19 protein-coding genes, 4 tRNA genes and 1 pseudogene are annotated in these 24119 nt (G+C 73.3%); 17 read left to right on the top strand and 7 right to left on the bottom strand.

Annotated elements, in window-relative coordinates; translation table 11 throughout:
• Positions 1-135: 135 nt before the first annotated feature.
• Positions 136-825: a bifunctional DNA primase/polymerase gene (locus ACZ42X_RS08710; RefSeq protein WP_468285900.1), complete on the top strand. Its 690-nt coding sequence runs from the start codon at positions 136-138 to the stop codon at positions 823-825.
• 138 nt (positions 826-963) lie between these two features.
• The gene (locus tag ACZ42X_RS08705) at positions 964-1461 is read left to right on the top strand and encodes a hypothetical protein (protein WP_468285898.1); all 498 of its coding nucleotides are present in this window, start codon (positions 964-966) and stop codon (positions 1459-1461) included.
• Between the two features lie 223 nt (positions 1462-1684).
• On the opposite strand, the gene ACZ42X_RS08700 is transcribed toward ACZ42X_RS08705, so the two are convergent.
• The 3 genes from ACZ42X_RS08700 to ACZ42X_RS08690 all read right to left on the bottom strand — a co-directional run bounded on the left by ACZ42X_RS08700 (position 1685) and on the right by ACZ42X_RS08690 (position 4466).
• On the bottom strand, positions 1685-2683 hold the full coding sequence (locus ACZ42X_RS08700) for a DUF5926 family protein (RefSeq protein WP_468285895.1): 999 nt from the start codon (positions 2681-2683) through the stop codon (positions 1685-1687).
• A gap of 245 nt (positions 2684-2928) precedes the next feature.
• Positions 2929-3555, bottom strand: coding sequence for an ATP-binding protein (locus ACZ42X_RS08695; RefSeq protein WP_468285892.1), 627 nt, complete (start codon positions 3553-3555; stop codon positions 2929-2931).
• A 62-nt stretch (positions 3556-3617) separates the two neighbouring features.
• A complete protein-coding gene (locus ACZ42X_RS08690) occupies positions 3618-4466 on the bottom strand; it encodes a glycerophosphodiester phosphodiesterase (protein ID WP_468285890.1) in 849 nt (282 codons plus the stop codon).
• Between the two features lie 114 nt (positions 4467-4580).
• Between ACZ42X_RS08690 and ACZ42X_RS08685 the strand changes: the two genes are divergently transcribed.
• The 5 genes from ACZ42X_RS08685 (at position 4581) to ACZ42X_RS08665 (ending at position 8863) form a co-directional block, all read left to right on the top strand.
• On the top strand, positions 4581-6020 hold the full coding sequence (locus ACZ42X_RS08685; protein WP_468285887.1) for a S1C family serine protease: 1440 nt from the start codon (positions 4581-4583) through the stop codon (positions 6018-6020).
• Positions 6021-6107: 87 nt separating this feature from the next.
• Positions 6108-6194: transfer RNA gene (locus ACZ42X_RS08680), tRNA-Ser, on the top strand.
• 98 nt (positions 6195-6292) lie between these two features.
• Positions 6293-6367, top strand: a tRNA-Trp gene (locus ACZ42X_RS08675).
• A 184-nt stretch (positions 6368-6551) separates the two neighbouring features.
• Entirely contained in the window at positions 6552-7097 is a 546-nt protein-coding gene (locus ACZ42X_RS08670; RefSeq protein ID WP_468285885.1) for a SigE family RNA polymerase sigma factor, read from the top strand.
• 110 nt (positions 7098-7207) lie between these two features.
• Positions 7208-8863 (top strand): long-chain fatty acid--CoA ligase, encoded by a 1656-nt coding sequence (locus ACZ42X_RS08665; RefSeq protein ID WP_468285883.1) that lies wholly within the window; start codon positions 7208-7210, stop codon positions 8861-8863.
• Positions 8864-8921: 58 nt separating this feature from the next.
• On the opposite strand, the gene ACZ42X_RS08660 is transcribed toward ACZ42X_RS08665, so the two are convergent.
• Together ACZ42X_RS08660 and ACZ42X_RS08655 are read right to left on the bottom strand one after the other, a co-directional pair.
• Positions 8922-12527 carry a PAS domain-containing protein gene (locus tag ACZ42X_RS08660; protein ID WP_468285880.1) on the bottom strand — a complete coding sequence of 1202 codons (3606 nt, stop codon included), beginning with the start codon at positions 12525-12527 and terminating at the stop codon, positions 8922-8924.
• Positions 12528-12674: 147 nt separating this feature from the next.
• Entirely contained in the window at positions 12675-13139 is a 465-nt protein-coding gene (locus ACZ42X_RS08655) for an SSI family serine proteinase inhibitor (RefSeq protein ID WP_468285878.1), read from the bottom strand.
• Positions 13140-13381: 242 nt separating this feature from the next.
• Between ACZ42X_RS08655 and ACZ42X_RS08650 the strand changes: the two genes are divergently transcribed.
• The 10 genes and pseudogenes from ACZ42X_RS08650 (at position 13382) to ACZ42X_RS08605 (ending at position 20806) form a co-directional block, all read left to right on the top strand.
• Positions 13382-13475: transfer RNA gene (locus ACZ42X_RS08650), tRNA-Ser, on the top strand.
• A gap of 314 nt (positions 13476-13789) precedes the next feature.
• Positions 13790-13862, top strand: a tRNA-Arg gene (locus tag ACZ42X_RS08645).
• A gap of 167 nt (positions 13863-14029) precedes the next feature.
• The gene (locus ACZ42X_RS08640; protein ID WP_468285876.1) at positions 14030-14686 is read left to right on the top strand and encodes a hypothetical protein; all 657 of its coding nucleotides are present in this window, start codon (positions 14030-14032) and stop codon (positions 14684-14686) included.
• Positions 14687-14800: 114 nt separating this feature from the next.
• Positions 14801-15358, top strand: a pseudogene (locus tag ACZ42X_RS08635) (GNAT family N-acetyltransferase).
• Positions 15359-15410: 52 nt separating this feature from the next.
• Entirely contained in the window at positions 15411-15671 is a 261-nt protein-coding gene (locus ACZ42X_RS08630) for a DUF7683 domain-containing protein (protein ID WP_468285873.1), read from the top strand.
• Positions 15672-15722: 51 nt separating this feature from the next.
• Positions 15723-16562: a carbon-nitrogen hydrolase family protein gene (locus tag ACZ42X_RS08625; RefSeq protein WP_468285871.1), complete on the top strand. Its 840-nt coding sequence runs from the start codon at positions 15723-15725 to the stop codon at positions 16560-16562.
• A gap of 10 nt (positions 16563-16572) precedes the next feature.
• Positions 16573-17430 carry a DUF2797 domain-containing protein gene (locus ACZ42X_RS08620; protein WP_468285868.1) on the top strand — a complete coding sequence of 286 codons (858 nt, stop codon included), beginning with the start codon at positions 16573-16575 and terminating at the stop codon, positions 17428-17430.
• Positions 17431-17536: 106 nt separating this feature from the next.
• Positions 17537-18232, top strand: coding sequence for a response regulator transcription factor (locus ACZ42X_RS08615; protein WP_468285865.1), 696 nt, complete (start codon positions 17537-17539; stop codon positions 18230-18232).
• Positions 18233-18309: 77 nt separating this feature from the next.
• Complete coding sequence (locus ACZ42X_RS08610) at positions 18310-19896, top strand: MFS transporter (RefSeq protein WP_468285864.1); 1587 nt, start codon at positions 18310-18312, stop codon at positions 19894-19896.
• Positions 19897-19975: 79 nt separating this feature from the next.
• Positions 19976-20806 carry a TetR/AcrR family transcriptional regulator gene (locus ACZ42X_RS08605; protein ID WP_468285861.1) on the top strand — a complete coding sequence of 277 codons (831 nt, stop codon included), beginning with the start codon at positions 19976-19978 and terminating at the stop codon, positions 20804-20806.
• Here the strand turns inward: ACZ42X_RS08605 and ACZ42X_RS08600 are convergent.
• Positions 20803-21615 (bottom strand): YceI family protein, encoded by an 813-nt coding sequence (locus tag ACZ42X_RS08600; RefSeq protein WP_468285859.1) that lies wholly within the window; start codon positions 21613-21615, stop codon positions 20803-20805. The genes ACZ42X_RS08605 and ACZ42X_RS08600 overlap by 4 nt on opposite strands.
• Before the next feature lie 101 nt (positions 21616-21716).
• Entirely contained in the window at positions 21717-24080 is a 2364-nt protein-coding gene (locus ACZ42X_RS08595) for an MFS transporter (protein ID WP_468287418.1), read from the bottom strand.
• Positions 24081-24119: the final 39 nt, after the last annotated feature.

Below are 24119 nucleotides of genomic sequence, written 5' to 3'. Positions count from 1 at the left end.
AGCACCAGGCCGGGTGGCGGCACGACGGCTCGTACGCACGGTGAAGAAACACGCACGTGCTGCCCTGCACGCACGACGCACGCACAGCACGTGAAGATGTGGACCTCGGCGTTCAACGGAAAGGAACGAGCGCTCATGCGCGAGATCCTCGGAAGGCGACGCAGGCTCCGGTTCCGGCGCGAGAGGAGGCCTGCCCACGTGGACGCGGCGCTGCTGTACGCCACCGAATGGCGCTGGCCCGTACTCCCCGGCGTGGGACTCGCGGCGGCCGGCGGTCGCGGTGAGCGGCAGCGCGGCGGCGCCTGCGCCTGCCCGGACCCCGAGTGCGTCGTACCCGGCGCACACCCCTTCGACCCGGAGCTCTTCGCGGCCACCACGGACCCGCGCATGGTGCGCTGGTGGTGGACCAACCGCCCCGACGCCCCGGTCGTCCTCGCCACCGGGGGCCGCGCGCCGTGCGCGCTGAGCCTGCCCGCGGTCGCGGGCGCGCGCGCCGTGGCGGCGCTGGACGCGATGGGCGTCCGGCTCGGCCCGGTGGTGGCCACGCCGACGCGGTGGTCGCTGCTGGTCGCCCCGTACACGCTCGAACGGCTCGGGGAGCTGCTCTACGCCAAGGACCGGGTGCCGAGCTCGCTGCGCTTCCACGGGGAGGGCGGCTATCTGCTGCTGCCGCCGTCCGCTGCCGGCACGGACCAGGTGCGCTGGGAGCGGGCGCCTCTCGCCGGGTCCGCGTCGCCGTGGCTGCCGGACGTGGAGGCGGTCGTGGACGCGCTGGTCGAGGCGAGCACGAGCACGCCGGACGGCGGCAGCCGGCTGCGGTACTGAGGTCCTGACGTACTGAGGCACCCCGGTGTCACTCGTACGGGTGCGAGCGGGGGCGAGTTGTACGGGAATCGGGTGCGCGGTTCGCCGGGCGCCCGCCGTCCGTCGATATCGTCGGCGCACCGTCGAGAAGGGGCCGCCATGAATCTCCGCACGATCGGGATCGGGGCCGTCGTGGTTCTCGCCGCGTCGCTGCCGCTGGCGGCGTCCGCGGGCCCGGCCGGGTCTCCGGACCCCGGCCCCGACTCCTCCGCGCCCGGCGGTGCGGCCGTACGGGGCGCCACCGCCCGGTGCGGCCCCGAGCTCCTCTCACCGGACGGCGTCGAGGCGCAGACGTGCGTCCTCGACGAGGGCCCCGAGACGTGGGCGCGGACGTATTACCGCAATGCGACGGGTGGCGAACTGGTCGCCGTACTGGCGCTGATGGGCCCGGGCGGCCGTACCGTGCGCACGCATTGCGCGGTGCCGGCGGACGATGAGCCGGGCGCGTGTGAGACGCCGAGGGAGCCGCGGCGGGGAAAGCCGGGCGAATACGCGGCGGTGGCGGAGTTCGCGGCGAGCGGTGATGCGGAGACGAGTCCGCTGCTGCTGCGATCGGGGAGCGCGGTGGCCAACTCGCCCGCGCGGTCCGGGCATTGACGCGACCGGCGGCGAAGAAGCGGAAGATGACATTCCGCAAAAAGTGAAGCGCCCGGTCGCTGGCGACGGGGGATGCACCAGCGACCGGGCTTCCAGCACCGTAACAAGAGATCGGCTGTTCGCAAATTCGATCTCTGTTATTCGGTCAGGTATTTACCTGCGATTGAGGGCATTGTGGCGGACGTCACCGACCGATCGGCATGTCGCGACCGCCACGCCGTGTTCAGCTCAGCGTCACCTGGCGGTTGGTGAGGCCACCGCGCGCCCGGCGCTCCTCGGGGCTCAGCGGCGCGTCCACCGCGAGCGCCCCCGCCAGTCGCTCGGCGAACTCGGCGGCCGGCTGCTCGCATTCCTTCGCCCCCATCGCGCTCGGCAGGTCCCACACCGGGACCACCAGGCCGTGCGCGCGGAACGAGCCGACCAGGCGGGTGCCTTCGCCCAGCGAGGACGTTCCGGCGGCGTGCAGCCGGGCGAGGGCGTCGAGGAGCTGCTCCTCGGGGTGCGGCATGACCCAGCGCAGGTGGTTCTTCTCGGGCGTCTCGCACCAGTAGGCGGCGTCCACGCCGGAGAGCCGGACCGTGGGGATGGCGGCGGCGTTGGCCCGCTCCAGGGACGCGGCCACCTCGGGCGACGCGCTCTGCTCGGAGTCCGGCACCCAGAACTCGAAGCCCGTGTGGACGGCCGGCTCGAAGGAGGCGTCCGGATCCAGCAGGTCCTGGAGGCGCGGGCCTTCGGCCGAAACCCTCTGCGCGGGGACCGGCGTGCCGGGCTGGGCGGCCAGGGCGCGCTGGAGGGTGTCGGCGAGGTCCCGGCTCAGGTCGCCGGACGAGGTGTCGTTCTGGAGCGCGAGGAGGACCGAGCCGTCGTCGCGGCGCAGCGCCGGCCAGGCCATGGGCAGGACGGTCGCGAGCGTCACGGACGGCACGCCCTCCGGCAGCCCGTCTTTGAGGTGCAGCGTGGCGGTCGCGGCCGGGACCAGCTCGCGCAGGGCGACCCAGTCGCACTCGCCGGGCAGGCCCTCGAAGGGCCGCTGGACGAGCTCGGTCACCGCGTGGGCGGCGGCGCGGCCGTGGCAGGCCTTGTAGCGGCGGCCGGAACCGCACGGGCAGGGCTCGCGGGCCCCGACGACCGGAACGTGCTCATCGGCGCCTCCGGCGCGGGCCCCGTCCTTCAGCTGAGCCTGCGGCTTCCCGGCCTTGGTCTGGGGTCGCTTCTTGCCCATGGTGTGGCTTCTCCCGTGGTGGCGGTGCGGTGGTGTGTTGCCGGCCGTGAGCCTAGCCGCACGCGGCGGCCGGCAGGCTCAGCGACGGACCTGCCCGCCCACCGCGGCGGTCACGCCGGCCGCGGTGCTGACGCCGGCCGCAGGGCTCACGTCGGCCGCGGTGCTGACGCCGGCCGCAGGGCTCACGCCGGCCGCAGCGCTTCCGGCGCTCGCCACGGTCGCCGCGCTCACCACGTTCACCGCGCTCACAGGGGGTCGTACGCGTCGTACGCGTCGAGGAAATCGAAGCCCGGTCCGGTCGTCGCGGTCGCCGGCCCGGTGACGCGCGTAGCGAAATCGTCGCGGCGGTGCCCCTCCGTCAGCAGGACCCACACGGTGACCTCGCCGGCCGCGCCGTCGCGTACGCCCCAGTCCTGGGCGAGGGAGCTGATGATGTTCAGCCCGCGGCCGCCGCGTGCGGTGACCGATGGCGTGGCCGGAACCGGCCGGGTGGGACCACCCCCGTCCGTCACCTCGACCGTCAGCGCGCCGCTGGCGTCGACGCGCCAGGCGGCGAGGACGTCACCGTCCCCTACCTCCCGCCGGCCCAGCGGCCTGCCGTGCCGGCAGGAATTGCTGAGCAGTTCCGATAGGACGAGTACGGCGTCGTCGACGACCGATTCCGACATCCCGCTGCGGCGCAGTTCCCGCCGCATCCGGTGTCGCGCTTCCCCCACGCCCGCAGGGCCATGGGGTACGGCCATGCTCGACGACGTGGGCACCTCCTGTGCCACCACCAACGCCACCCCCGAGACCTCCTTCGCCCCACGCCACGGTGTGGATGCCCCATTGGCCTGGACCGGAAACCGGCCAGTCCGCATACGGTGACGCATTCGACACGTAGGCCTACGGTCCGAACGCGCCGGAGCACTCCCCGTAACGGAAGTGGCCGCTGTTACAGCCGGCCGAGCTGGGACAGAACCTGCCGGGGGCGGTTGGTGATGATGGCCTCCACGCCGAGGGCCACGCACAGCTCGACGTCCCGCGGCTCGTCCACCGTCCAGACGTGGACGCGGTGGCCGGCGCGGTGGAGACGGGAGATGTACGCGGGGTTGTTGCGCAGGATCCGGATGGACGGCCCGGCGATCCGCGAACCGGCGGGCAGCCGCCCGTCGCGGACCCGGGGCGACAGGAACTGCATCAGGTACACGGTCGGGAGGGCGGGCGCGGCCGCCGCGATGCGGTGCAGTGAGCGGGCGGAGAAGCTCATGACCCGTACGGGGGAGGCCGCTCCCGGCCGGGGCTGGGTCAGCCCGAAGCGGCGGAGCAGCTCGATCAGCCGCTCCTCGACCTGGCCGGCCCACCGGGTGGGGTGCTTGGTCTCGATGGCGAGCTCGACGGGGCGGCCGGCGTCGGCGACCAGCTCCAGGAGCCGTTCGAGGGTGAGGACGGAGGTGAACTGGGGGTCGCGCCAGTCCGGGCTCTCCTCCATGTCCTTCCAGGCGCCGAAGTCGAGGGCGGCGAGGTCGGCGAGCTCGAGGGCGGAGACGGCGCCCCGGCCGTTGGAGACGCGGTTGACGCGGCGGTCGTGGACGCAGACGAGGTGGCCGTCGGCGGTGAGCCGCACATCGCACTCGAGGGCGTCGGCCCCGTCCTCGATGGCCTTGATGTACGCGGCCAGCGTGTGCTCCGGTGCGTCCTCGGAGGCGCCTCGGTGAGCGACGACCTGGATCGGGGGCTGCTGCCGTGCGTGGGTCACCGCGTCATGGTGCCAGACGCCAGGTGGGTGCCCGATTCGCCCCATGTAAAGGAGGGGGGCGCAACGCACAGCTCCGGCTTACAGTGGCCTGACGGCCTGTGGGAAAAGCTGACTGGAACCCTTGCCGCAAGACGACGTGGAAACCGAGGAGACCGAGCTGTGAGCACCGAGAACGAGGGCACTGCGTCCACACCTCCCGTGCCGCCTGCCCCGCCCTCTCCGCCTTCCCCGTCCACGCCCTCCGACCAGGCGTCCGCGCCGTCCGCGCCGTTCGCGTCGCCCACGGCGGAGACCGCGGCGGTGCCGACGGCGCCCGCGGGCACCCCCGCCGCGCCCGCGGAGACCACGGCCGTTCCGGCCGCGCCCGCGGGGGGTGTGCCCCTGCCCCCGCCGCCCCCCGCCCCACCGGTCACGCCCGCCACCGGCGGCTGGGGCACCCCGGTCCCGCCCGCCCCGGCCCCCGGCCGTACCCCCGGCCGCGGCCGCCGGGGCGGCCTGGCCGCGGCCGTGCTGGTGGCGGCCCTGGTCGCGGGCGGTGTCGGCGGCGGCATCGGCTACTGGGCGGCGGAGCGCAACGACAGCTCCATCTCCTCCACCACCGTCGCCGCCGGTGACGCGCCCGCCTTCAAGCGGGACCCGGGCACGGTCGCGGCGGTGGCGAACAAGGCGCTGCCGAGCGTCGTGACCATCGAGGCCAAGGCCGGCGGCTCGGACGCCGAGGGCGGCACGGGCACCGGCTTCGTGTACGACAAGGAAGGCCACATCCTCACCAACAACCACGTGGTGGCGTCGGCGGCGGAGGGCGGCACCCTCTCCGCGACGTTCTCGAACGGCAAGAAGTACGACGCCGAGGTCGTCGGCCGCGCCCAGGGCTACGACGTGGCGGTCATCAAGCTCAAGAACGCCCCCTCCGGCCTGACTCCGCTCCCCCTCGGCAATTCCGACCAGGTGGCGGTCGGCGACTCGACGATCGCGATCGGCGCGCCCTTCGGCCTCTCCAACACGGTCACCACGGGCATCATCAGCGCCAAGAACCGCCCGGTCGCCTCCGGCGACGGCTCCAGCGGCAAGAACTCGTACATGAGCGCCCTGCAGACCGACGCCTCGATCAACCCCGGCAACTCCGGCGGCCCGCTCCTGGACGCGCGGGGCGCGGTGATCGGCATCAACTCCGCGATCCAGTCCCCGGGCAGCGGCGGCCTCGGCTCCTCCCAGGCGGGCTCGGTCGGCCTCGGCTTCGCGATCCCCGTCAACCAGGCCAAGAACGTCGCGGAGCAGCTCATCAAGACCGGCCGCCCGGTCTACCCGGTCATCGGCGCGACCGTGAACATGACGGAGGAGGGCGAGGGCGCCACCATCGCCGACCAGGGCGCCGGCGGCACCCCCGCGGTCACCCCGGGCGGCCCGGCGGCGAAGGCGGGCCTGAAGCCGGGCGACGTGATCACCAAGTTCGGCACCCGCGTGATCGACAGCGGCCCCACCCTGATCAGCGAGATCTGGACCCACAAGCCGGGCGACACGATCCCCCTGACGTACCAGCGCGCCGGCAAGGAAACCACGGTCCAGGTCACCCTCGGCGAACGCGAGGGCGACAGCTGACCCCCTTGCACCTCACCACCGAGCCCCCGTCAGCCGGTAGGCTGTAGCCCGCTCCACAGCCGCTTCCGGGCGGCTGGGGCGGAGCATGGTGGGTTGCCCGAGCGGCCTAAGGGAACGGTCTTGAAAACCGTCGTGGCAGCGATGTCACCGTGGGTTCAAATCCCACACCCACCGCAGCAGTTCGGAGAAGAACCTTTGGAGGGCGGGCCCCGGTGAGGGGTCCGCCCTCCGTGTTCCCGGAGGCCGCCCGCGCCTAGGATGCCCGTCGAGGCGGAGCCGTAGCGCAGAGGTCGTCGCGCGCGGTCTCCAAAACCGCGAGGACGCCGGTTCGAATCCGGCCGGTTCCGCTTCTTGTTCCGGCCGTCGGGGCGGCCGGGCGGCCGGGCTCACGCGGGTGAACCCTGACCATCGGCATGCCGCACCTCCACCCACAGGAGGTGGGTTCCGACGCGGCCCTACAACTTGAGGCGGAGCCCGGGTCGGGACCTGCGGGCGATTCTGCGGGGTAGTGGCCGAACCTAGCGTGGACCCATGACCGCGACCGCCGGCACCGTCTGTACCGGAGCCTCCACCGCCGCCACCGGATACCCGTCGTTCTCCTCGTACGTACGGGCCCGGGGCCCCGTGCTGCTGCGCACCGCGCGGTCGCTGACCGCCAACCCGAACGACGCCGAGGACCTGCTGCAGACCGCGCTCACCAAGACGTACGTCGCGTGGGAGCGCATCGAGGACCACCGCGCCCTCGACGGGTACGTGCGCCGCGCCCTCATCAACACCCGTACCTCGCAGTGGCGCAAGCGCCGGGTCGAGGAGTTCGCCTGCGACGAGCTGCCGGAGCCGCACGGGCTGCCCGAGCCCGATCCGGCCGAGCAGCAGGCGCTGCGCGACGCGATGTGGCGCGCGGTGGTGAAGCTGCCCGACCGCCAGCGGGCGATGGTGGTGCTCCGGTACTACGAGGACCTCAGCGAGGCGCAGACGGCGGAGGTGCTCGGGGTGTCGGTGGGCACCGTCAAGAGCGCCGTCTCGCGGGCGCTGGGCAAGCTCCGCGAGGACCCGGAGCTGTCGCCCGTACGGTGACTCCCGCGACTTCCATCGGCCGGTCTACTCCCGGGTAGTGACATACCGCGTGGTATGTGCGCAGAATCTGCACACCCTTAACGCCACGTTGCGCCCAACGGGAGGACGCCGTGCTGAGCACCATGCAGGACGTACCGCTGACGGTGACCCGCATCCTGCACCACGGGATGACGATCCACGGGACGTCGCAGATCACCACCTGGACCGGCGACCCCGCCGCGCCGCACCGCCGCAGCTTCGCGGAGGCCGGGGCGCGTGCCGCCCGGCTGGCGGGCGCCCTGCGGGACGAGCTCGGCGTCACGGGCGACGAACGGGTCGGCACCCTGATGTGGAACAACTCCGAACACATCGAGGCATACCTGGCGATCCCGTCCATGGGCGCCGTCCTCCACACCCTCAACCTACGCCTGCCCGCCGAGCAGCTGATCTGGATCGTCAACCACGCCGAAGACCGCGTCGTCATCGTCAACGGCAGCCTCCTCCCGCTCCTCGCCCCGCTGCTGCCGCACCTCCCCACGGTCGAGCACATCGTCGTCTCCGGCCCCGGCGACCGCTCCCTCCTCGACGGTGCCGCGCCCCGGGTCCACGACTACGAGGAGCTGATCGCGGACCGCCCCGACACCTTCGACTGGCCCGAGCTGGACGAGCGGGCCGCCGCCGCCATGTGCTACACCTCCGGCACCACCGGCGACCCCAAGGGTGTGGTGTACTCCCACCGCTCCATCTACCTGCACTCCATGCAGGTCAACATGGCCGAATCCATGGGGCTCACCGACAAGGACACCACCCTGGTCGTTGTGCCCCAATTTCATGTAAATGCATGGGGTCTGCCCCACGCCACCTTCATGACCGGCGTCAACATGCTGATGCCCGACCGCTTCCTGCAGCCCGCCCCGCTCGCCGAGATGATCGAGAGCGAGAGGCCCACGCACGCCGCCGCCGTCCCCACCATCTGGCAGGGCCTGCTCGCCGAGGTCACCGCCCGCCCCCGCGACCTCACCTCCATGGCCCGCGTCACCATCGGCGGCGCCGCCTGCCCGCCCGTGCTCATGGAGGCCTACGACAAGCTGGGCGTACGCCTCTGCCACGCCTGGGGCATGACCGAGACCTCGCCGCTCGGCACCATGGCGAACCCGCCGGCCGGCCTCTCCGCCGAGGAGGAGTGGCCGTACCGCATCACCCAGGGCCGCTTCCCGGCCGGCGTCGAGGCCCGGCTCGTCGGCCCCGGCGGCGACCACCTGCCGTGGGACGGCGAGTCGGCGGGCGAGCTGGAGGTACGCGGCCCCTGGATCGCGGGCGCGTACTACGGCGGCGCGAACGGCGAACCGCTCCGCCCGGAGGACAAGTTCAGCGCGGACGGCTGGCTGAAGACCGGCGACGTCGGGGTCATCAGCACGGACGGCTTCCTCACGCTCACCGACCGCGCCAAGGACGTCATCAAGTCCGGCGGCGAATGGATCTCGTCGGTCGCGTTGGAGAACGCAATCATGGCCCATCCGGAGGTCGCGGAGGCGGCCGTCGTCGCCGTACCGGACGAGAAGTGGGGCGAGCGCCCGCTGGCGACGGTGGTCCTGAAGGAAGGCGCGAGCGCGGACTACGCGGCGCTGCGCGCCTTCCTCGCCGACGAGATGGCGATCGCCAAGTGGCAGCTGCCGGAGCGGTGGGCGACGGTCCCGGCGGTTCCGAAGACGAGCGTCGGGAAGTTCGACAAGAAGGTCATCCGCCGCCAGTACGCGGCCGGGGAGCTGGACGTCACCCAGCTCTGACGACCTGAATCGGGGCGCTCCCGCGTGGCGGGGGCGCCCCGATCCCAGGGTGTCCGCCCTAGTTCGTGCCGATCTTCGCCAGCAGGTCCACGATCCGCGACTGCACCTCGGGGCTCGTCGACCGCTCCGCGAGGAACAGCACCGTCTCGCCGGACGCCAGCTTCGGCAGTTCCGCCTCGTCCAGGCCGGCCGAGGTGTAGACGACGAGCGGGGTGCGGTTCAGCTGCCCGTTCGCGCGCAGCCAGTCGATGATCCCGGCGCGCCGGCGACGTACCTGCATCAGGTCCATCACCACCAGGTTCGGCCGCATCTGCGCGGCGAGCGTGACCGCGTCGGTGTCGGCGTCCGCCCGCGCGACCTGCATCCCGCGCCGCTCCAGCGCCGCCGTCAGCGCGAGCGCGATCTCCTCGTGCTGCTCGATCAGCAGCACGCGGGACGGGTGCTGCTCACTGTCGCGCGGAGCCAGGGCCTTGAGGAGTACGGCCGGATCGGCGCCGTACGCCGCCTCGCGCGTCGCCTGCCCGAGGCCCGCGGCGAGCAGCACCGGCACCTCGGCCGCCACCGCCGCCTGGCGCAGGGACTGGAGGGCCGTGCGCGTGATCGGCCCCGTCAGCGGGTCCACGAACAGTGCCGCCGGGAACGCGGCGATCTGCGCGTCGACCTCCTCGCGCGAGTGCACGATCACCGGCCGGTAGCCGCGCTCGCTCAGCGCCTCCTGCGTGGAGACGTCCGGCGCGGGCCAGACCAGCAGACGGCGCGGGTTGTCCAGCGGCTCGGGCGGCAGCTCGTCGTCGACGGGCTGCGGGGCGGGCTGGTTGGCCACCTCCACCGCGCCACCGGGACCGTCGAGCGGCTCGGGGCCCTCGGCCGCGTTCGCGTCGGGCGCTCCTATCTCGTAGGCGCGGCCCTCGGCGGGCGGGGACAGCAGCGGCTGCGGCTGCGGCTGGGCCTGGGGCTGCGGCTGCGGGGGTACGGGGCGCTCGCCCTCCGCGGGCGGCGTAGCCAGCTTGCGGCGGCGTCCGGAGGGCGTGGCCGCGGCGGGCTGCGCGGGCGGCTGGGCCTGTGGCGGGACCGGCGGCTGGATCTGCTGCGCGAACGGGACGCCCTGCCCGAGCGTGCGCACGCTGAACGCGCGGCCCTGCGTCGAACTGCCCGTGTCGTCCGGTGCGGCGCCGGCCGGCGTCTCCGGCGGCAGCGGTACGGAACCGGTCCCGGTCCCGGTCCCGGTCCCGGTCCCGGCCCCTGCTCCCGAGGCCGGGTCCTGCACCGCGCGGCGCCGGCCCGACGGCGCGGGCGCCGGGGGCTGCACCGGGTGCGGCTGCGGCGGCGTGTGATCGGCCTCCGGCTCCGGGCGTACGGCCTCGGTGCCGGCTGCGGCATCGCGTACCGCGTCGTGGCGGCCCTCGTCGTCGGCGCGGCGGTCCGCCTGGGCGGGCGGCAGCGCGAACGCGGTGCGCGCGCCCTCGGGCGGCGACGCCGGACGCTCCTGCGCGGTGCCGAGCGCCCGCCGGGCACGGCGCCCGGTCGGAGCGGACTGCGGGGACTGCGGGGACTGTGGGTGCTGCGCGGGCGCGGGCAGGGCCGCGAGCCCCGCGGCCGGTACCGGCGACGCCGCGTCCACGGGCACACCCTGCGGCGGCACGGTCTGCCCGCGCGCCGCGCGCCCCTGGGCGCTCTCGGCGGCCGTCATGACCGCGCCCTCGGCCGGAGCCCCGGCCTCCGCCGGGCTCGGCTTCCCGCGCCGGCGCCCGGTCGGCGGCACGGCCACCGGGTCCTCGGCGCGCACCGGGCTCTCCAGGAACGCGTCCGTCGAAGCGCGCCGCGCCCGCCGCCGCCCGCCGCCGGACGTACCGCCACCGGAGGTGTCGCCCGACTGCTGAGCAGGCACGACGGGAGTAGCGGGAGGAGCGGCAGCCGCCTTCGGCCCGGTCTGCGCGGCCTCGGTGTCCGCGGTCCCGCCCTCCGGCGCGTCGCCCGCAGCCCGTTCGGGCCCCGCGATGGCCAGTGCCGACGAGGTGGGCTTCACGGCCCCGGCCCCGGCTCCCAGCGGCACCTCCAGTACGTACGCGTGCCCGCTCATGCCCGGCACGTCGTGCGGCTGCAGCACGCCGCCGTGCGCCCGTACGATCCCGCGCACGATCGGCTCGTGCACCGGGTCGCCCCCGGCGTACGGTCCGCGCACCTCGATGCGTACGACGTCACCGCGCTGAGCGGCGGCGACGACGATCGTCGAGTCGACGTACCCGCCGCCCGCGCCCGGGGCGACCCGGGCCTTGCCGGTGGAGTCGACCCCGGCCACGTCCGCGATCAGGTGCGCGAGCGCCGTCGAGATCCGTACGCCGTCGACCTCGGCCTCGATGGGCGGTGCGTGCACGGCGAACTGCACGCGCCCGGGGCCGATGAGCTCCACCGCGCCCTCGACACCGGCCGCGACGATCGCGTCGAGGAGCGTCTTGTCCTTGCGCAGCTCCTCGTCGCCGACGTCCAGCCGCTGGTAGCCCAGGACGTTGTCGACCAGGGTCGTCATCCGGGCGTACCCGGCGGCCAGGTGGTGCAGGATCTGGTTGGCCTCGGGCCACAGCTGCCCGGCCGGATCGGCGGCGAGCGTGCCCAGTTCGGTGCGCAGCTCCTCCAGCGGACCGCGCAGCGACTCGCCGAGCACGGCGGTCAGCTGGGCGTGCCGGGCGGCGAGCGCGGCGTACCGCTCCTCGCGCCGCTCGACCTCGACGGAGAGCCGCTCGCTGAGGTTGGCCATCTCGGTGGCGTGCTTCTCGGTCAGCTCGGTGACCTCGGCGGTGTGCTTCTCGGTCAGCTCGGTGACCTCAGCGGTGTGCTTCTCGACGAGCTCCTCGTACGGCCGCCGGTCGGTGAAGGTCATCACCGCGCCGACGAGCTGGTCCCCGTCCCGTACCGGCGCCGTCGTCAGGTCCACCGGCACCGGCGACCCGTCCTTCGCCCACACCACCTGGCCGCGCACCCGGTGCTTGCGCCCGGAGCGGAGCGTGTCGGCGAGGGGCGAGTCGTCGTACGGGAAGGGCTCGCCGTCCGCACGCGAGTGCAGCATCAGCGGATGCAGCTCCTTGCCGCCCAGGTCGCTGGCGCGCCAGCCGAGGATCTGCGCGGCGGCCGGGTTGACGAGCACGATCCGCCCGTCGGTGTCCGTGCCGACGACGCCCTCGGACGCGGCGCGCAGGATCATCTCGGTCTGGCGCTGCGAACGGGCCAGCTCGGCCTCGGTGTCGACGGTCCCGGACAGGTCGCGCACGACGAGCATGAGCAGCTCGTCGCCGGTGTACGGCCGGGGGTTCGCGCCGTACGAGTCGTACGCCTCGCGCCCGTCCTCGAGGCTGGCGCTGGTGACCTCGACCGGGAACTCGCTCCCGTCCGTCCGCCGCGCGATCATGCGGGCGGGCTTGGTCCGTCCGCGCGCGTCGGCGGCCTCGGGGCGGCGCATGGAGCCGGGGATGAGCCGGGAGTCGAAGGCCGGCAGCAGGTCCAGCAACCCGCGCCCCACCAGGGCGGTCCCCGGGGTCTCGAACATCTCCAGGGCGATGGTGTTGGCGTTGACGACCGTGCCGTTCGCGTTGACGAGGACGAGCCCGTCCGGCAGCGCGTCGAGTATGGCTGCGAGGCGAGCAGCGCCTCGGGATGGCCTGCTGCTCACGACGACGCTTCCTCCCACTGACCTACTGCCACCCCCCGGGCCGGGGCCTGTCACTGGAGGGAGTCTAAAGGCAGGCGCGACGGGCGCGGCGGAGGTTCTGTGCGGGTTCCGGCCAGGACCGGCACGATTGTCGCCCCTATAACGCGCTTATGCGCCGGGCTTCGGCAGTACGGGCTCAAGGGCGTCCCACCGCTGGATCTCGCAGCCGTCGGTCCGCTGGAAGTGGGCGTCGACCTGCCGTCCGTGCCAGGTGCCGGTGATGTGCGCGGTCGCGTCGCCGCCGTGCTGCATGGTGCACAGCTGGTCCTTGCCGACGGGTGCGAACGGGTCCTTGCCCTCCCGCGACAGCTCCTCCAGCCGGGTGCAGGCGCCCTGCACCCTGGGGTGGGTGCCGCTGGCGGTACGCGCCCCGCACTCCAGCTCGAAGGTGCCGTCCAGCGCGGCGTTCCCGGAGTCGGCCACGGTGACGGTGAGCTTGTCGGTGGCCGCGAGCAGCGGCAGCCTGGGCAGGTCGGGGACGAGGGGCCCGGTCGTACCGGCCAGTGCGGCGGGCGCGGCGGCGCCGAGGGCGGCGAGGGACGCGGCGGTGGTGAGGACGAGACGGCGCAGCATACGAACTCCAGGGGTACGGAACCACGAAACCGTCGGGACGCCTCGCTGCCGGACAGGGGTCCGGAGGCCCTGGCATCCCTCACCTCACTAACGCTCCACCACCCCGCGCGTTGCGCAACCCGTAAGCCTTTGCTCTGCGCCCTGCGCGCCTAGTACCGTGGGGAGCGATTGGTGACACCCCCCTGGGCTGTGTCATCATCTGCACGCACGCACCACTCGCGCTCGCGTGGGTGTGCAGGCTTGGAGGCGTCGCCTAGTCCGGTCTATGGCGCCGCACTGCTAATGCGGTTTGGGCCTTAAAGCCCATCGAGGGTTCAAATCCCTCCGCCTCCGCCAGTCCCACCCGAAGCCCCGGCCCCACGGCCGGGGCTTCGGTCGTTCCCGGGCCGTGATCGCCGGGCGGCGGCTGTTTCACCCGATCGCCTGCCTGCAGGCCGGCTCGGCGGCCTGGTGGCCCCGGGGTGCCCGCGCGGCCCTCTTCTTCCGGGATCCTGGGTCCCCGGACTCCCGATCTCCCGCCCCGTGGATCTTCAGGTGGGGGGATTTGCCCAGGTCAGAGGCGGTTTGGACAATGGATTTCGCGTCCCGGCGCAGGTCATGTAATGTTGTTCCCGCAACGCCGACCGGGAAGAAAAACCCGGGAAGCACAAGCACTCGTAGCTTAACGGATAGAGCATCTGACTACGGATCAGAAGGTTGCAGGTTCGAATCCTGCCGAGTGCACAGTGAGCCAGAGGCCCCGGACGGAAGTCCGGGGCCTCTGGCGTTCCCCCATTCCCATCCCCCGTTCCCCGCCGGCCTCCTGTGAGACGTGAGACGCATTTGGTGCGCTCAGGGCTCATGCGCTTGAGTGTCCACGTCAAGTGATCAAGAGCTACGAGGGGTTGACGTTGAGCAAGGCGACACGGGGGATCGCGGCCGGAGCGGTGCTGATGGCCGTACTGACGGGGTGTGGTAGTTCGGACGACGGTCTGGACGCCTTCCGCGGGGACGACGACAAGCCCCCGGTCACACTGACGCCGGACATGGTCCGCACCGCCCTCCCCAGCAAGGCGAGCGCTCCCCAGGGCTTCACGGGTGACGACATCGAGGTCGAGGTCGGCGACGAGGCCGTCGAGGCGTGCAGCGACTCGACCGAGTCCAACTGCGGCGGGCTGCTCAGCATGGGCAGCACCGACTTCGATACGGACGCCGGCAACCGGGGCGACAGCTCCGAGTACGACGGTGAGGTCATCTTCGGCCTCCTCGCCTTCCAGAGCCCGGACGACGCCAGGGCCACGTACAAGGCCTTGACCGCCGAGGAGCGCCGCAAGGCGGGGCAAGACGGGAAGAACGCGAAGATGGTGAAGGTCGACGCGGGTGCCGAGGAGACCGAGGCCTTCGAGGACGCCGACGGCGAGACCATGATCATGATGCGGATCGGCAGCGTCGTCGCCGTGGTGAACGGCGACGGCACCTTCGCGCAGAAGCCGAACTACAACGACCTCGCGAAGCTCCAGATCGACCGGCTGAAGAAGACCGCCCTGGGCATGAACCCCGACGCGTGATCCGCTGAGCCGCCCACGCTCCGGACCGGCCGAGGCGGCAGCCGCCCACGAGGCGTACGCAGCCGCCCGGCCCTCCGGGGGCCGGGCGGCCGAAGAAGAGCCAGGAGGGACCACATGGCGCACCAGGGAGCCATCGCGGTAGAGCGCATGGACGGGTCGGCCGCGGTGAGGGCCGAGGAAGCGTTCAAGCTGATCTACGCCTAAGCCTTCGCCGAGCCCCCGTACAACGAGACCGCGGACGACGTCGCCGCCGCCTTCCGCCGCTTCCCCGCGCAGGCCCGCAACCGCGCCTTCCGCGCCGCCTTGGCCCGTGCCGGGGACGGTGAGCCGATCGGCATGGCCTACGGCCACCCCCTCAGGCCCGACACCGTGTGGTGGGACGAGCTGATCGAGCCCGTGCCCGACGACATGCGGCGCGAGGACGGGCAGCGCACCTTCGGGCTCATGGAACTCGCCGTACGCGGACCGTGGCGCGGACGGGGTGTCGCGCGGCGTCTGCACCAGACGCTGCTCGACGGCCTCGGAGCAGAGCGGGTCCTGTTGAACGTCCACCCGGCGAACCAGGCGGCGTCGGCCGTTTACCGGGCGTGGGGATACCGCAAGATCGGCGAGGCGCGTCCCGGGGGCGAGGGTGCGGACCTCCATGACGTGATGCTGCTCGATATGCGTTGAGAGGGCCGGGACCGCTCGATCGGCTTTCGGCATCTCCTCTTACGATTCACCGATGGACAGGGAACAGCCGGATGTCGTCTGGTGGCTGGACGGGTACAGCAAGGAAGACGAGTTCCTGCGCACGCAGCGCCCCATCAGCCCGGAGCAGATAGTGCAGTTGCGGGAGGTGATCCAGCCGGACGCGGACGACCCCTGGATGCTGTACTGCTACGACGTGCCTCTCGCCGTGTGGCCCGCGGTGGACGCGATCCTGCAGTGCGGGCCGCCCGATCCGGACCTGGACTACCAGACCTCTGCCACCGCGCCCGACTGATCGATTCCGCCGGTCGTGGTGAAGACGCCTCCGGCCGCTAGGTTGGCCGGCATGCGAAGTGATCAGCTGCCCTCACAAGTCCTGCGTGTCGCCACCGCGCAGGCCTGTCCCGTCGGCGGGGACGTCGAGGCGAATGCCGCCGTCGTCGCGGACATGGTGCGGGAGGCCGCCGGGAGCGGGGCGCGGGTGGTGGTGTTCCCCGAGAAGTTCCTGACCGGGTACGAGCCCGGGCTGATCGCCGCCGAGCCGGAGCGGTGTGCCGTACAGGCCGAGGACGGGCGGCTGGATCCGGTGCGGGAGGCGTGCCGGGACGGTGGGGTCGTCGGGGTGGTGGGGGCCGCCGTGTACGAGGCGGGGGAGCTGTACGTGTCGGCGCTCGTCGTCGACGACGAAGGGCGGCTCGCCGGGCGGTACGACAAGCAGACGCTGTTCGCCACTGAGCGCGAGGTGTACCGGCAGGGGGAGGCCGGCTGCACGGTCGAGGTGGACGGGTGGCGGCTCGGCATCGGGGTCTGTTACGACTCCGGGTTCCCCGAGCACGCCCGGGCCGCCGCGCTCGACGGGTGTCACGCGTACGTCGTGGGGGCGCTGTTCGGGGTGGGGAACGGGTACCACGAGTCGCGCATGTGGTTCCCGGCCAGGGCGTTCGACAACACCGTGTACACCGTGCTCGCCAACCACGTGGGCGTGACCGGCGGCTGGCACGCCTGCGGCGGCAGCGGGGTGTGGGGACCCGACGGGCGGCTCGTGGTGGAGGCCGGGCCCGACAAGCGGGAGGTCGTCGTGGCGGACCTCGACCCGGCCGTGCTGCGCGCGGCGCGCGAGGCGCGGCCCGTGCTGCGGGACCTGCACGACACCGGGTCCGCGCCGCGCCTGCGGTACCGGGGCTGAGGTACCGGGGGTGACCAGGGCCGTCGGGCTGCGGTGGCAGGAGCGCCGGCCCGTGCTCGTGTGGGAGCGGGGGCGGGTCAGCCCGCTGTCGTACGGGCGCGAGATCGGTTTCCGGGCCGTCGGGGAGCGGCGGTGCGCCGGGGCGCGCGGGCGGCCGTGTGTCGTGGGGGCCGTCGTGGGCGGGCGCAGTACCGGGGGGCGGTGCGCCGAGTGCGCCCGGCTGGACCGGGCGCACTCCGTGGCGGCGGACGCCGCGGCGGACGACCCGAGGACGTACCGGGTGTACCTCGCGTGGTTCGGCCCCGGCATGGTCAAGGTCGGCATCACCGCGGAGGAGCGGGGTGACGCGCGGCTGCTGGAGCAGGGGGCCGTGGCGTACACCTGGCTCGGGCGCGGGCCGTTGATGGCGGCGCGGCGGACCGAGGAGGTGCTCGGTACGGCGCTGGGGGTGCCGGACCGCATCCCGTACGCCGCCAAGCGCGCCGCGCGCGTACGGCTGCCCGACGCGGCCGAGCGGGCGGCGGAGGTGGAGGCGCTGTACCGGCGGGCCGCCGGGGTGCCCGGCTGGGGCGAGACCCTGGAACGGGCGGCCGAGCCGCGGGTCGTCGACCTCGCCGAGGTCTTCGGCCTGGAGCGGGTCGACGCCGTGGACGGTGTCGTCGGCGAGCTCGTCGCCGGAGGGAGCGTGCGCGGGACGGTCGTCGCCGTCGCGGGGCCCGACGTGCACCTCCTCGCCGGGGACGGACGCCGGATCGTCCTCGACACCCGGCTGATCAGTGGGTGGGACCTCGTTCCGAGTGATGCCGACGCCGCTGTCACCGTGCCGGTCGTCCACGTGCCGCGTGGGGAGCAGCCCGGGCTCTTCTGAGGGGGCGTCCGACGGCCTTCTGGCCTTGCTGGCCTTTCTGGCCTTTCTCAGGGAAATCACAGGGACGGCCAAGGCTTCTCTCAGGCTCCTTCGCCATCGTGAGTCCATGGCTACCGAGACCGGACTCCGCGTCCTCGTCGTCGACGACGAGGCATCGCTCGCCGAACTGCTGTCCACGGCCCTGCGGTACGAGGGGTGGGAGGTGCGCTGCGCCGGGGACGGCGCCGGGGCGGTGCGCGCCGCCCGGGAGTTCCGGCCCGACGCCGTCGTCCTGGACGTGACGCTGCCGGACATGGACGGGCCCGCCGTGGTCGGCGGCGTACGGCGCGAACTGCCCGGCGTGCCCGTGCTGTTCCTGACGCCGAGGGACCCGAGCGGGGCGGCGGTGCGGGTCGCGGGGTTCGCGGCCGGCGCGGGCGATCAGGTCACCAAGCCCTTCGGCATCGAGGACGTCGTCGCGCGGCTGCGCGCGCTGACCCGGCGGTCCGGCGCCACGCGGCGCTCGCGGCTCGTCGTCGGGGACCTGGTCCTGGACGAGGACAGCCGCGAGGTGTCGCGCGGCGGGCAGGCCGTCCACCTGACCGGCACCGAGTTCGAGCTGCTGCGCTACCTCATGCGCAACCCGCGGCGGGTGCTGAGCAAGGCCCAGATCCTCGACCGGGTCTGGAGCTACGACTTCGGCGGACACGCCAACGTCGTCGAGCTCTACATCTCCTACCTCCGCAAGAAGCTCGACGCCGGACGGCCGCCGATGATCCACACCCGGCGGGGTGCGGGGTACCTCATCAAGCCGGGCGCATAAATCGTTGTACGGCGTAGAAGGCTCACTTGTACGGTGTACGGGCCTGAGTCTCGTACACCGTATAAGGAGCTCCCGTCATGACGGCGACAAGCGCCGATCCCCATCCCGCCGCGCCGCCCACCGGCAGCGGCGGGCACCCGCAGCGCTGGTTGATCCTCGGCGTCATCTGCCTCGCCCAGCTGACCGTGCTGCTCGACAACACCGTCCTCAACGTCGCGATCCCCTCCCTCACCGACGAGCTCCACGCCTCGACCTCCGACGTGCAGTGGATGATCAACGCGTACTCCCTCGTCCAGTCCGGCCTCCTCCTCACCGCCGGCAACGCCGCCGACCGCTACGGCCGCAGGAAGATGCTGCTCCTCGGTCTCGCCCTCTTCGGGGTCGGCTCGCTCGCCGCCGGGCTCGCGCAGTCGTCCGCGCAGCTGATCGCCGCCCGCGCGGGTATGGGGATCGGCGGTGCGCTGCTGATGACCACGACCCTCGCCGTCGTCGTCCAGGTCTTCGACGAGGCCGAGCGGGTCAGGGCCATCGGCCTGTGGGCCACGGTCAGTTCGCTCGGCTTCGCCGCCGGGCCGCTGCTCGGCGGGTTCATGCTCGACCACTTCTGGTGGGGCGCGATCTTCCTCGTCAACATCCCGGTCGCGGTCCTCGGGCTGGCCGCCGTCGCCGCGCTCGTACCGGAGTCGAAGCACAAGCAGGGCGACCGGCCCGACGTGCTCGGCGCCGTGCTGTCCACCCTCGGCATGACCGCCGTCGTGTACGCGATCATCGCCGGGCCCGAGCACGGCTGGGCGTCCGGCCGGGTCGTGGTCGCCGCCGGGTTCGGCGCCGCCGTCCTCGGTGTCTTCGCGGTCTGGGAGCTGCGCACCCCGCACCCCATGCTGGACATGCACTTCTTCCGCAACCAGCGCTTCGTCGGCGCCGTCGCGGGCGCGATCCTCGTCGCGTTCGGCATGACGGGCTCGCTCTTCCTGCTGACGCAGCACCTGCAGTTCGTGCTCGGGTACGGGCCGCTCGACGCGGGCCTGCGGACGGCGCCGCTGGCGCTGACCATCGTCGTCCTCAACCTGACGGGCGTCGGCGCCCGGCTGCTGCCGAAGCTCGGTACGCCGCGGACCATCGCGCTGGGCATGGCCCTGGTCGCCGCCGGGCTCGCCGCCATCGCCGTCCTGGGCGGGGCGCACGGGTACGGCGGCATGCTGCTCGGTCTCGTGGTCATGGGCGCGGGTGTCGCGCTGGCCATGCCCGCGATGGGCAACGCCATCATGAGCGCGATACCGCCGGAGAAGGCGGGCGTGGGCGCGGGGATCAACGGCACGCTCGGTGAGTTCGGCAACGGGCTCGGCGTCGCCGTCCTGGGAGCCGTCCTCAACGCGCGGTTCACGGCGGCGGTCGCCGGGGCGGGGGTGGCGGCCGTCTCCCTCCCTGCGGCGCTCGCCGCGGCCGACGGGCCGGCCGACCGGGCGCGTGTCGCGGACGCGTTCGCCGCCGGTCTGGAGACCAGCCAGCTGGTCGGCGCGGTCGCGGTGCTGGCGGGCGGCCTGCTGGCGGCGGTGCTGCTGCACCGCGCCGAGCGGGGCGGTGCGGAGCGCGGAAGCGCCCGACCGGGCCCGGCCGCACCGGACCGGGCCGCACCGGACCCCGCCGAGCGCGATCGGGCATAGCGGGGGCCGGGCATAGCGGGGGCCGGGCACAGCAGGCGGCGGGCATAGCATCAGGGCCAGGATTCGAGGAGGACAGCCCATGGTGTCGGCAGCCGACCGCGCGAAGCACCCGGCCCGTGCGAGCGTCTGGCTGGAGGGCGGCAGAGCCGCGCGATCGGCGGGCCGCAAGGCCGAGCGCCAGGCCGAACGCGGGGCGGAGCGCACCGCCGACCAGCCCTCCGGGCTCGACCGGGACCGCATCACCGCCGCGGCGGTCCGGCTGCTGGACGCCGAAGGGCTGGAGAAGTTCTCCATGCGGCGGCTCGCCGCGGAGCTCGACGTCACGGCGATGTCGGTCTACTGGTACGTCGACACCAAGGACGACCTGCTGGAGCTCGCCATCGACGCGGTCTTCGGCGAGCTCGACCTGCCCGCCGCCACGACCGGCGACGCGGACTGGCGGGTCGAGCTCCGCGCGCTGGCCGTCGGCTACCGCGCCCTGCTGGTCCGCCACCCCTGGGTGGCGCCGCTGGTCGGCCGGTTCCTCAACATCGGCCCCAACTCGCTGGCGTTCGCGCTCTGCGTCCAGCGGGTCATCGGCAACACCGGGCTGCCCACGTACGCCCAGACGGGCGCGACCCAGGCGGTCTTCCAGTTCGTGTACGGATTCGGCACGGTCGAGGGCCAGTTCATGCAGCGGTGCGCGAGCGCGGGCATGAGCCAGGACGAGTACTACCGCGAGGCGCTGGCCGCGATCCACGAACGGCCCGGCTTCGAGGAGGACTTCCGGCGGGCCACCGAGCTGATGGAGGCCCGCGGCGGCGACACCGTCGACGAGATGCGCGAGCGCGACTTCGACTTCGCGCTCAAGCTCCTGATCGCCGGCATCGAGGCGATGACCGCCCCGCAGGAGCCCCAGGACAGGCCCTAGGGCAGCCGCTCGCCCCGTACGGCCTGGACGTCGAGCTCCACCCGCACCGTCGTGCCGATCGCCGCGATGCCCGCCTGCACCACCTGGTTGTAGTTCATCGCGAAGTCCTCGCGCCGCAGCTCCGCCGTCGCGTGGAACGCCGCGCGCGTCCCGCCCCACGGGTCCGGGCCCGTGCCCAGGTACGTCAGCGACAGGTCCACCTCGCGCGCGATGCCGCGCAGGGTGAGGGAGCCGTGGACCGTCCAGCGGTCCGGGCCCGCCGGGGTCAGGCCGTGGCTGCGGTAGGTGATCTCCGGGTACGCCTCCACGTCCAGGAAGTCCGGCGACTTCAGGTGCTTGTCGCGCAGGCCGTTGCCCGTGTCGATGGAGGCCGCCGCGATCACCGCGTCCACGCGCGACGCCGCGAGGTCCGGCGCGATCTCGATGCGGCCGCCGAAGTCGGTGAAGCGGCCGTGCACGCTGGAGATGCCCAGGTGCTGCGCCACCGCGCCGACCGACGAGTGCGCCGGGTCCAGGGTCCAGGCGCCGGGCGGCGGCAGCTCGACGCCGCCCGCGCGGGCCAGGACCACCGTGCCGAGCTCCGCCCGGCCGTGCCCGGTGACCAGCGCGGTGCGCGCGGCCGGGGCGTAACCGAGCGCCGTGACGACCACGGTGTACGGGCCCGGCGCGAGCGGCGCCTCCGCGACGACGGCTCCGTCCGGGTCGGCGTCGGCCCGCGCCACCTGGGCGCCCGTCATGTCGGTCACGGTCACCACCGCGTGCTGGACCGGCCAGCCGTCGCGGGTGCGTACGTGTGCGTGCAGTGCCATGCGGGTTCTCTCCTCGTACGAAAGAAAGCAGGGGCGGCAGGCCGTCCCCTGCCTGCCGCCCCCTCATCGGGTGTCTCCGCTCGATCCACCCGAGCTGTGGGTCACTCGCCGGGGTGGGCGAGTTCTACGTCGTGGCCGTCGAGGCCGTGTCCGGTCACGGTGAGCGCGCCGGCCACCGGCGGGTAGCCGGTCGCGATGAGCGTGTACTCGCCCGCGTTCAGGTCGGCGAAGCCGTACGCGCCGTCCTCGCCGGTCGTCGCCGTGGCGACGACGTTGCCGGCCGCGTCGACGAGCGTCACGCGCGCGTCGGCGAGCGGGCGGCGGTCGGCCCCGGCCCGTACGGTGCCCTGGAGCCGGGCGCCCGCCTCCAGGAGGGCCTCGACCCGGGTCACGCCCTGGCCGCCGATCTCGGCCGGCAGGGCGAGCGGCCGGTAGCCGTCGGCGTTCACCGCGACGGTCACGGTGCCGGGCACCAGCTCGCCGAAGGCGAAGGTGCCGTCCTGCGCCGACGTACCGGAGGCGAGGACGTCGCCGCGTACGTCGGTGACGATGACCATCGCGCCCTCGACGGGCTCCCCGCCCTCGGCGGCCCGGACCGCGCCGGCGAGGCCGCTCGTACCGGAGAGCAGGATGTCGTGGCCCAGCGGCTCCGCGCCGACGACGACCGTGGACGCCTGCGGCTGGTAGCCGTCGGCGGAGGCGATCAGGACGTACGAGCCGGAGCCGGGGGCTTCGAGCGCGTACGTGCCGTCGGCGTGGGCGACCGAGCGGCCCAGCTGCCGGCCCCCGAGGGAGATGAGGGTGACGGCGGCGCGGGCGACGGCCGTGCCGTCGGCGGTGCGGACGGTGCCGGTGACGGGGGTTCCGCTGCCGGGGGTTCCGCCCGTGGGAGCGGCGACCGGGGAGGCCGCCTCGGAGGCCGGAGCAGCCGGAGCGGTCGCGGCAGCGGGCTCGGGCGTGGGCGTCGCGTTGCTCTTCAGGGCGACCTCCTTGATGAACAGGGTGACGAGGAACGCGATGAGCGCGAAGGGCGCCGCGTAGAGGAAGACGTCGGCGACGCCGTGCCCGTACGCGCTCTCCATGACGGTGCGGATGGGGGCGGGCAGCGCGTCCAGGTCGGGGATGGAGCCGCCGCCCGTGCCGCCGTGGCCGAGGGCCGCGCCCTGGGGGCCGAGGTCGGCGAGGCCGTCCTTGACGTAGTGGGTGACCCGGTTGGCCATGACCGCGCCCAGCGCGGAGACGCCGACGGCACCGCCGAGCGAGCGGAAGAAGGTGACCACGGAGGACGCCGAGCCGAGGTCGGCGGGGGCGACCTGGTTCTGGGTGCACAGGACGAGGTTCTGCATCATCATGCCGAGGCCGAGGCCCAGGACGGCCATGAAGACCCCGATGTGCCAGTACTCGGTGTCGTACCGGATGGAGCCCAGCAGGCCGAGGCCCGCCGTCACCAGCACACCGCCGACGACCAGCCACGCCTTCCAGCGGCCGGTGCGCGTGATGATCCAGCCGGAGACGGTCGACGAGACGAACAGGCCGGCGATCATCGGGATGGTCATGACGCCGGACATCGTCGGCGACTTGTCGCGCGCCAGCTGGAAGTACTGACTGAAGAAGACCGTGCCCGCGAACATCGCGACGCCGACGAAGAGCGAGGCCAGCGAGGCGAGCGCGATCGTGCGGTTGCGGAACAGCCGCAGCGGGATGATGGGCTCGCTGGCGCGGGACTCGACGAGGAGGAAGACCGCGCCGAGCACGACCGAGCCGGCGACCATGGTGTACGTCTGCCACGACAGCCAGTCGTACTTGTCACCGGCGAAGGTGACCCAGACCAGCAGCAGCGAGACCGCGGCGCTGATGAAGAGGGCGCCCGCCCAGTCGACCTTGACCTGCCGCTTCACCACGGGCAGCTTCAGCGTCTTCTGCAGCACGATGAGCGCGATGACGGCGAAGGGCACGCCGACGTAGAAGCACCAGCGCCAGCCGAGCCAGTCGGTGTCGGTGATCACGCCGCCGAGCAGCGGGCCGCCGACGGTCGCGACGGCGAAGGTGGCGCCGAGGTAGCCGCTGTAACGGCCGCGCTCCCGCGGGGAGATCATCGCGGCCATGATGATCTGGGCGAGGGCGGTCAGACCGCCGACGCCGATGCCCTGGACGACGCGGCAGGCGATGAGCATGCCGGTGTTCTGGGACAGACCGGCGACGACCGAGCCCGCCACGTAGATGACGAGGGCGAGCTGCACCAGCAGCTTCTTGGAGAAGAGGTCGGAGAGCTTGCCCCACAGCGGGGTGGTGGCGGTCATCGACAGCAGAGCGGCCGTGACGACCCAGGTGTACGCGCTCTGGCCGCCGCCGAGGTCGGAGATGATCTCCGGCAGGGCGTTGGAGACGATCGTCGAGGACAGGATGGCGACGAACATGCCGAGCAGCAGCCCGGACAGCGCCTCCATGATCTGCCGGTGCGTCATGGGCGTGCCGTCGCCGCCACCGTCTCGGGTCTTGGCGTG

Source organism: Streptomyces sp. NPDC030862, assembly GCF_055571835.1.
The sequence above is the reverse complement of the archived record's forward strand: the minus strand, read 5'-3'. Positions and strand labels throughout refer to the sequence as shown.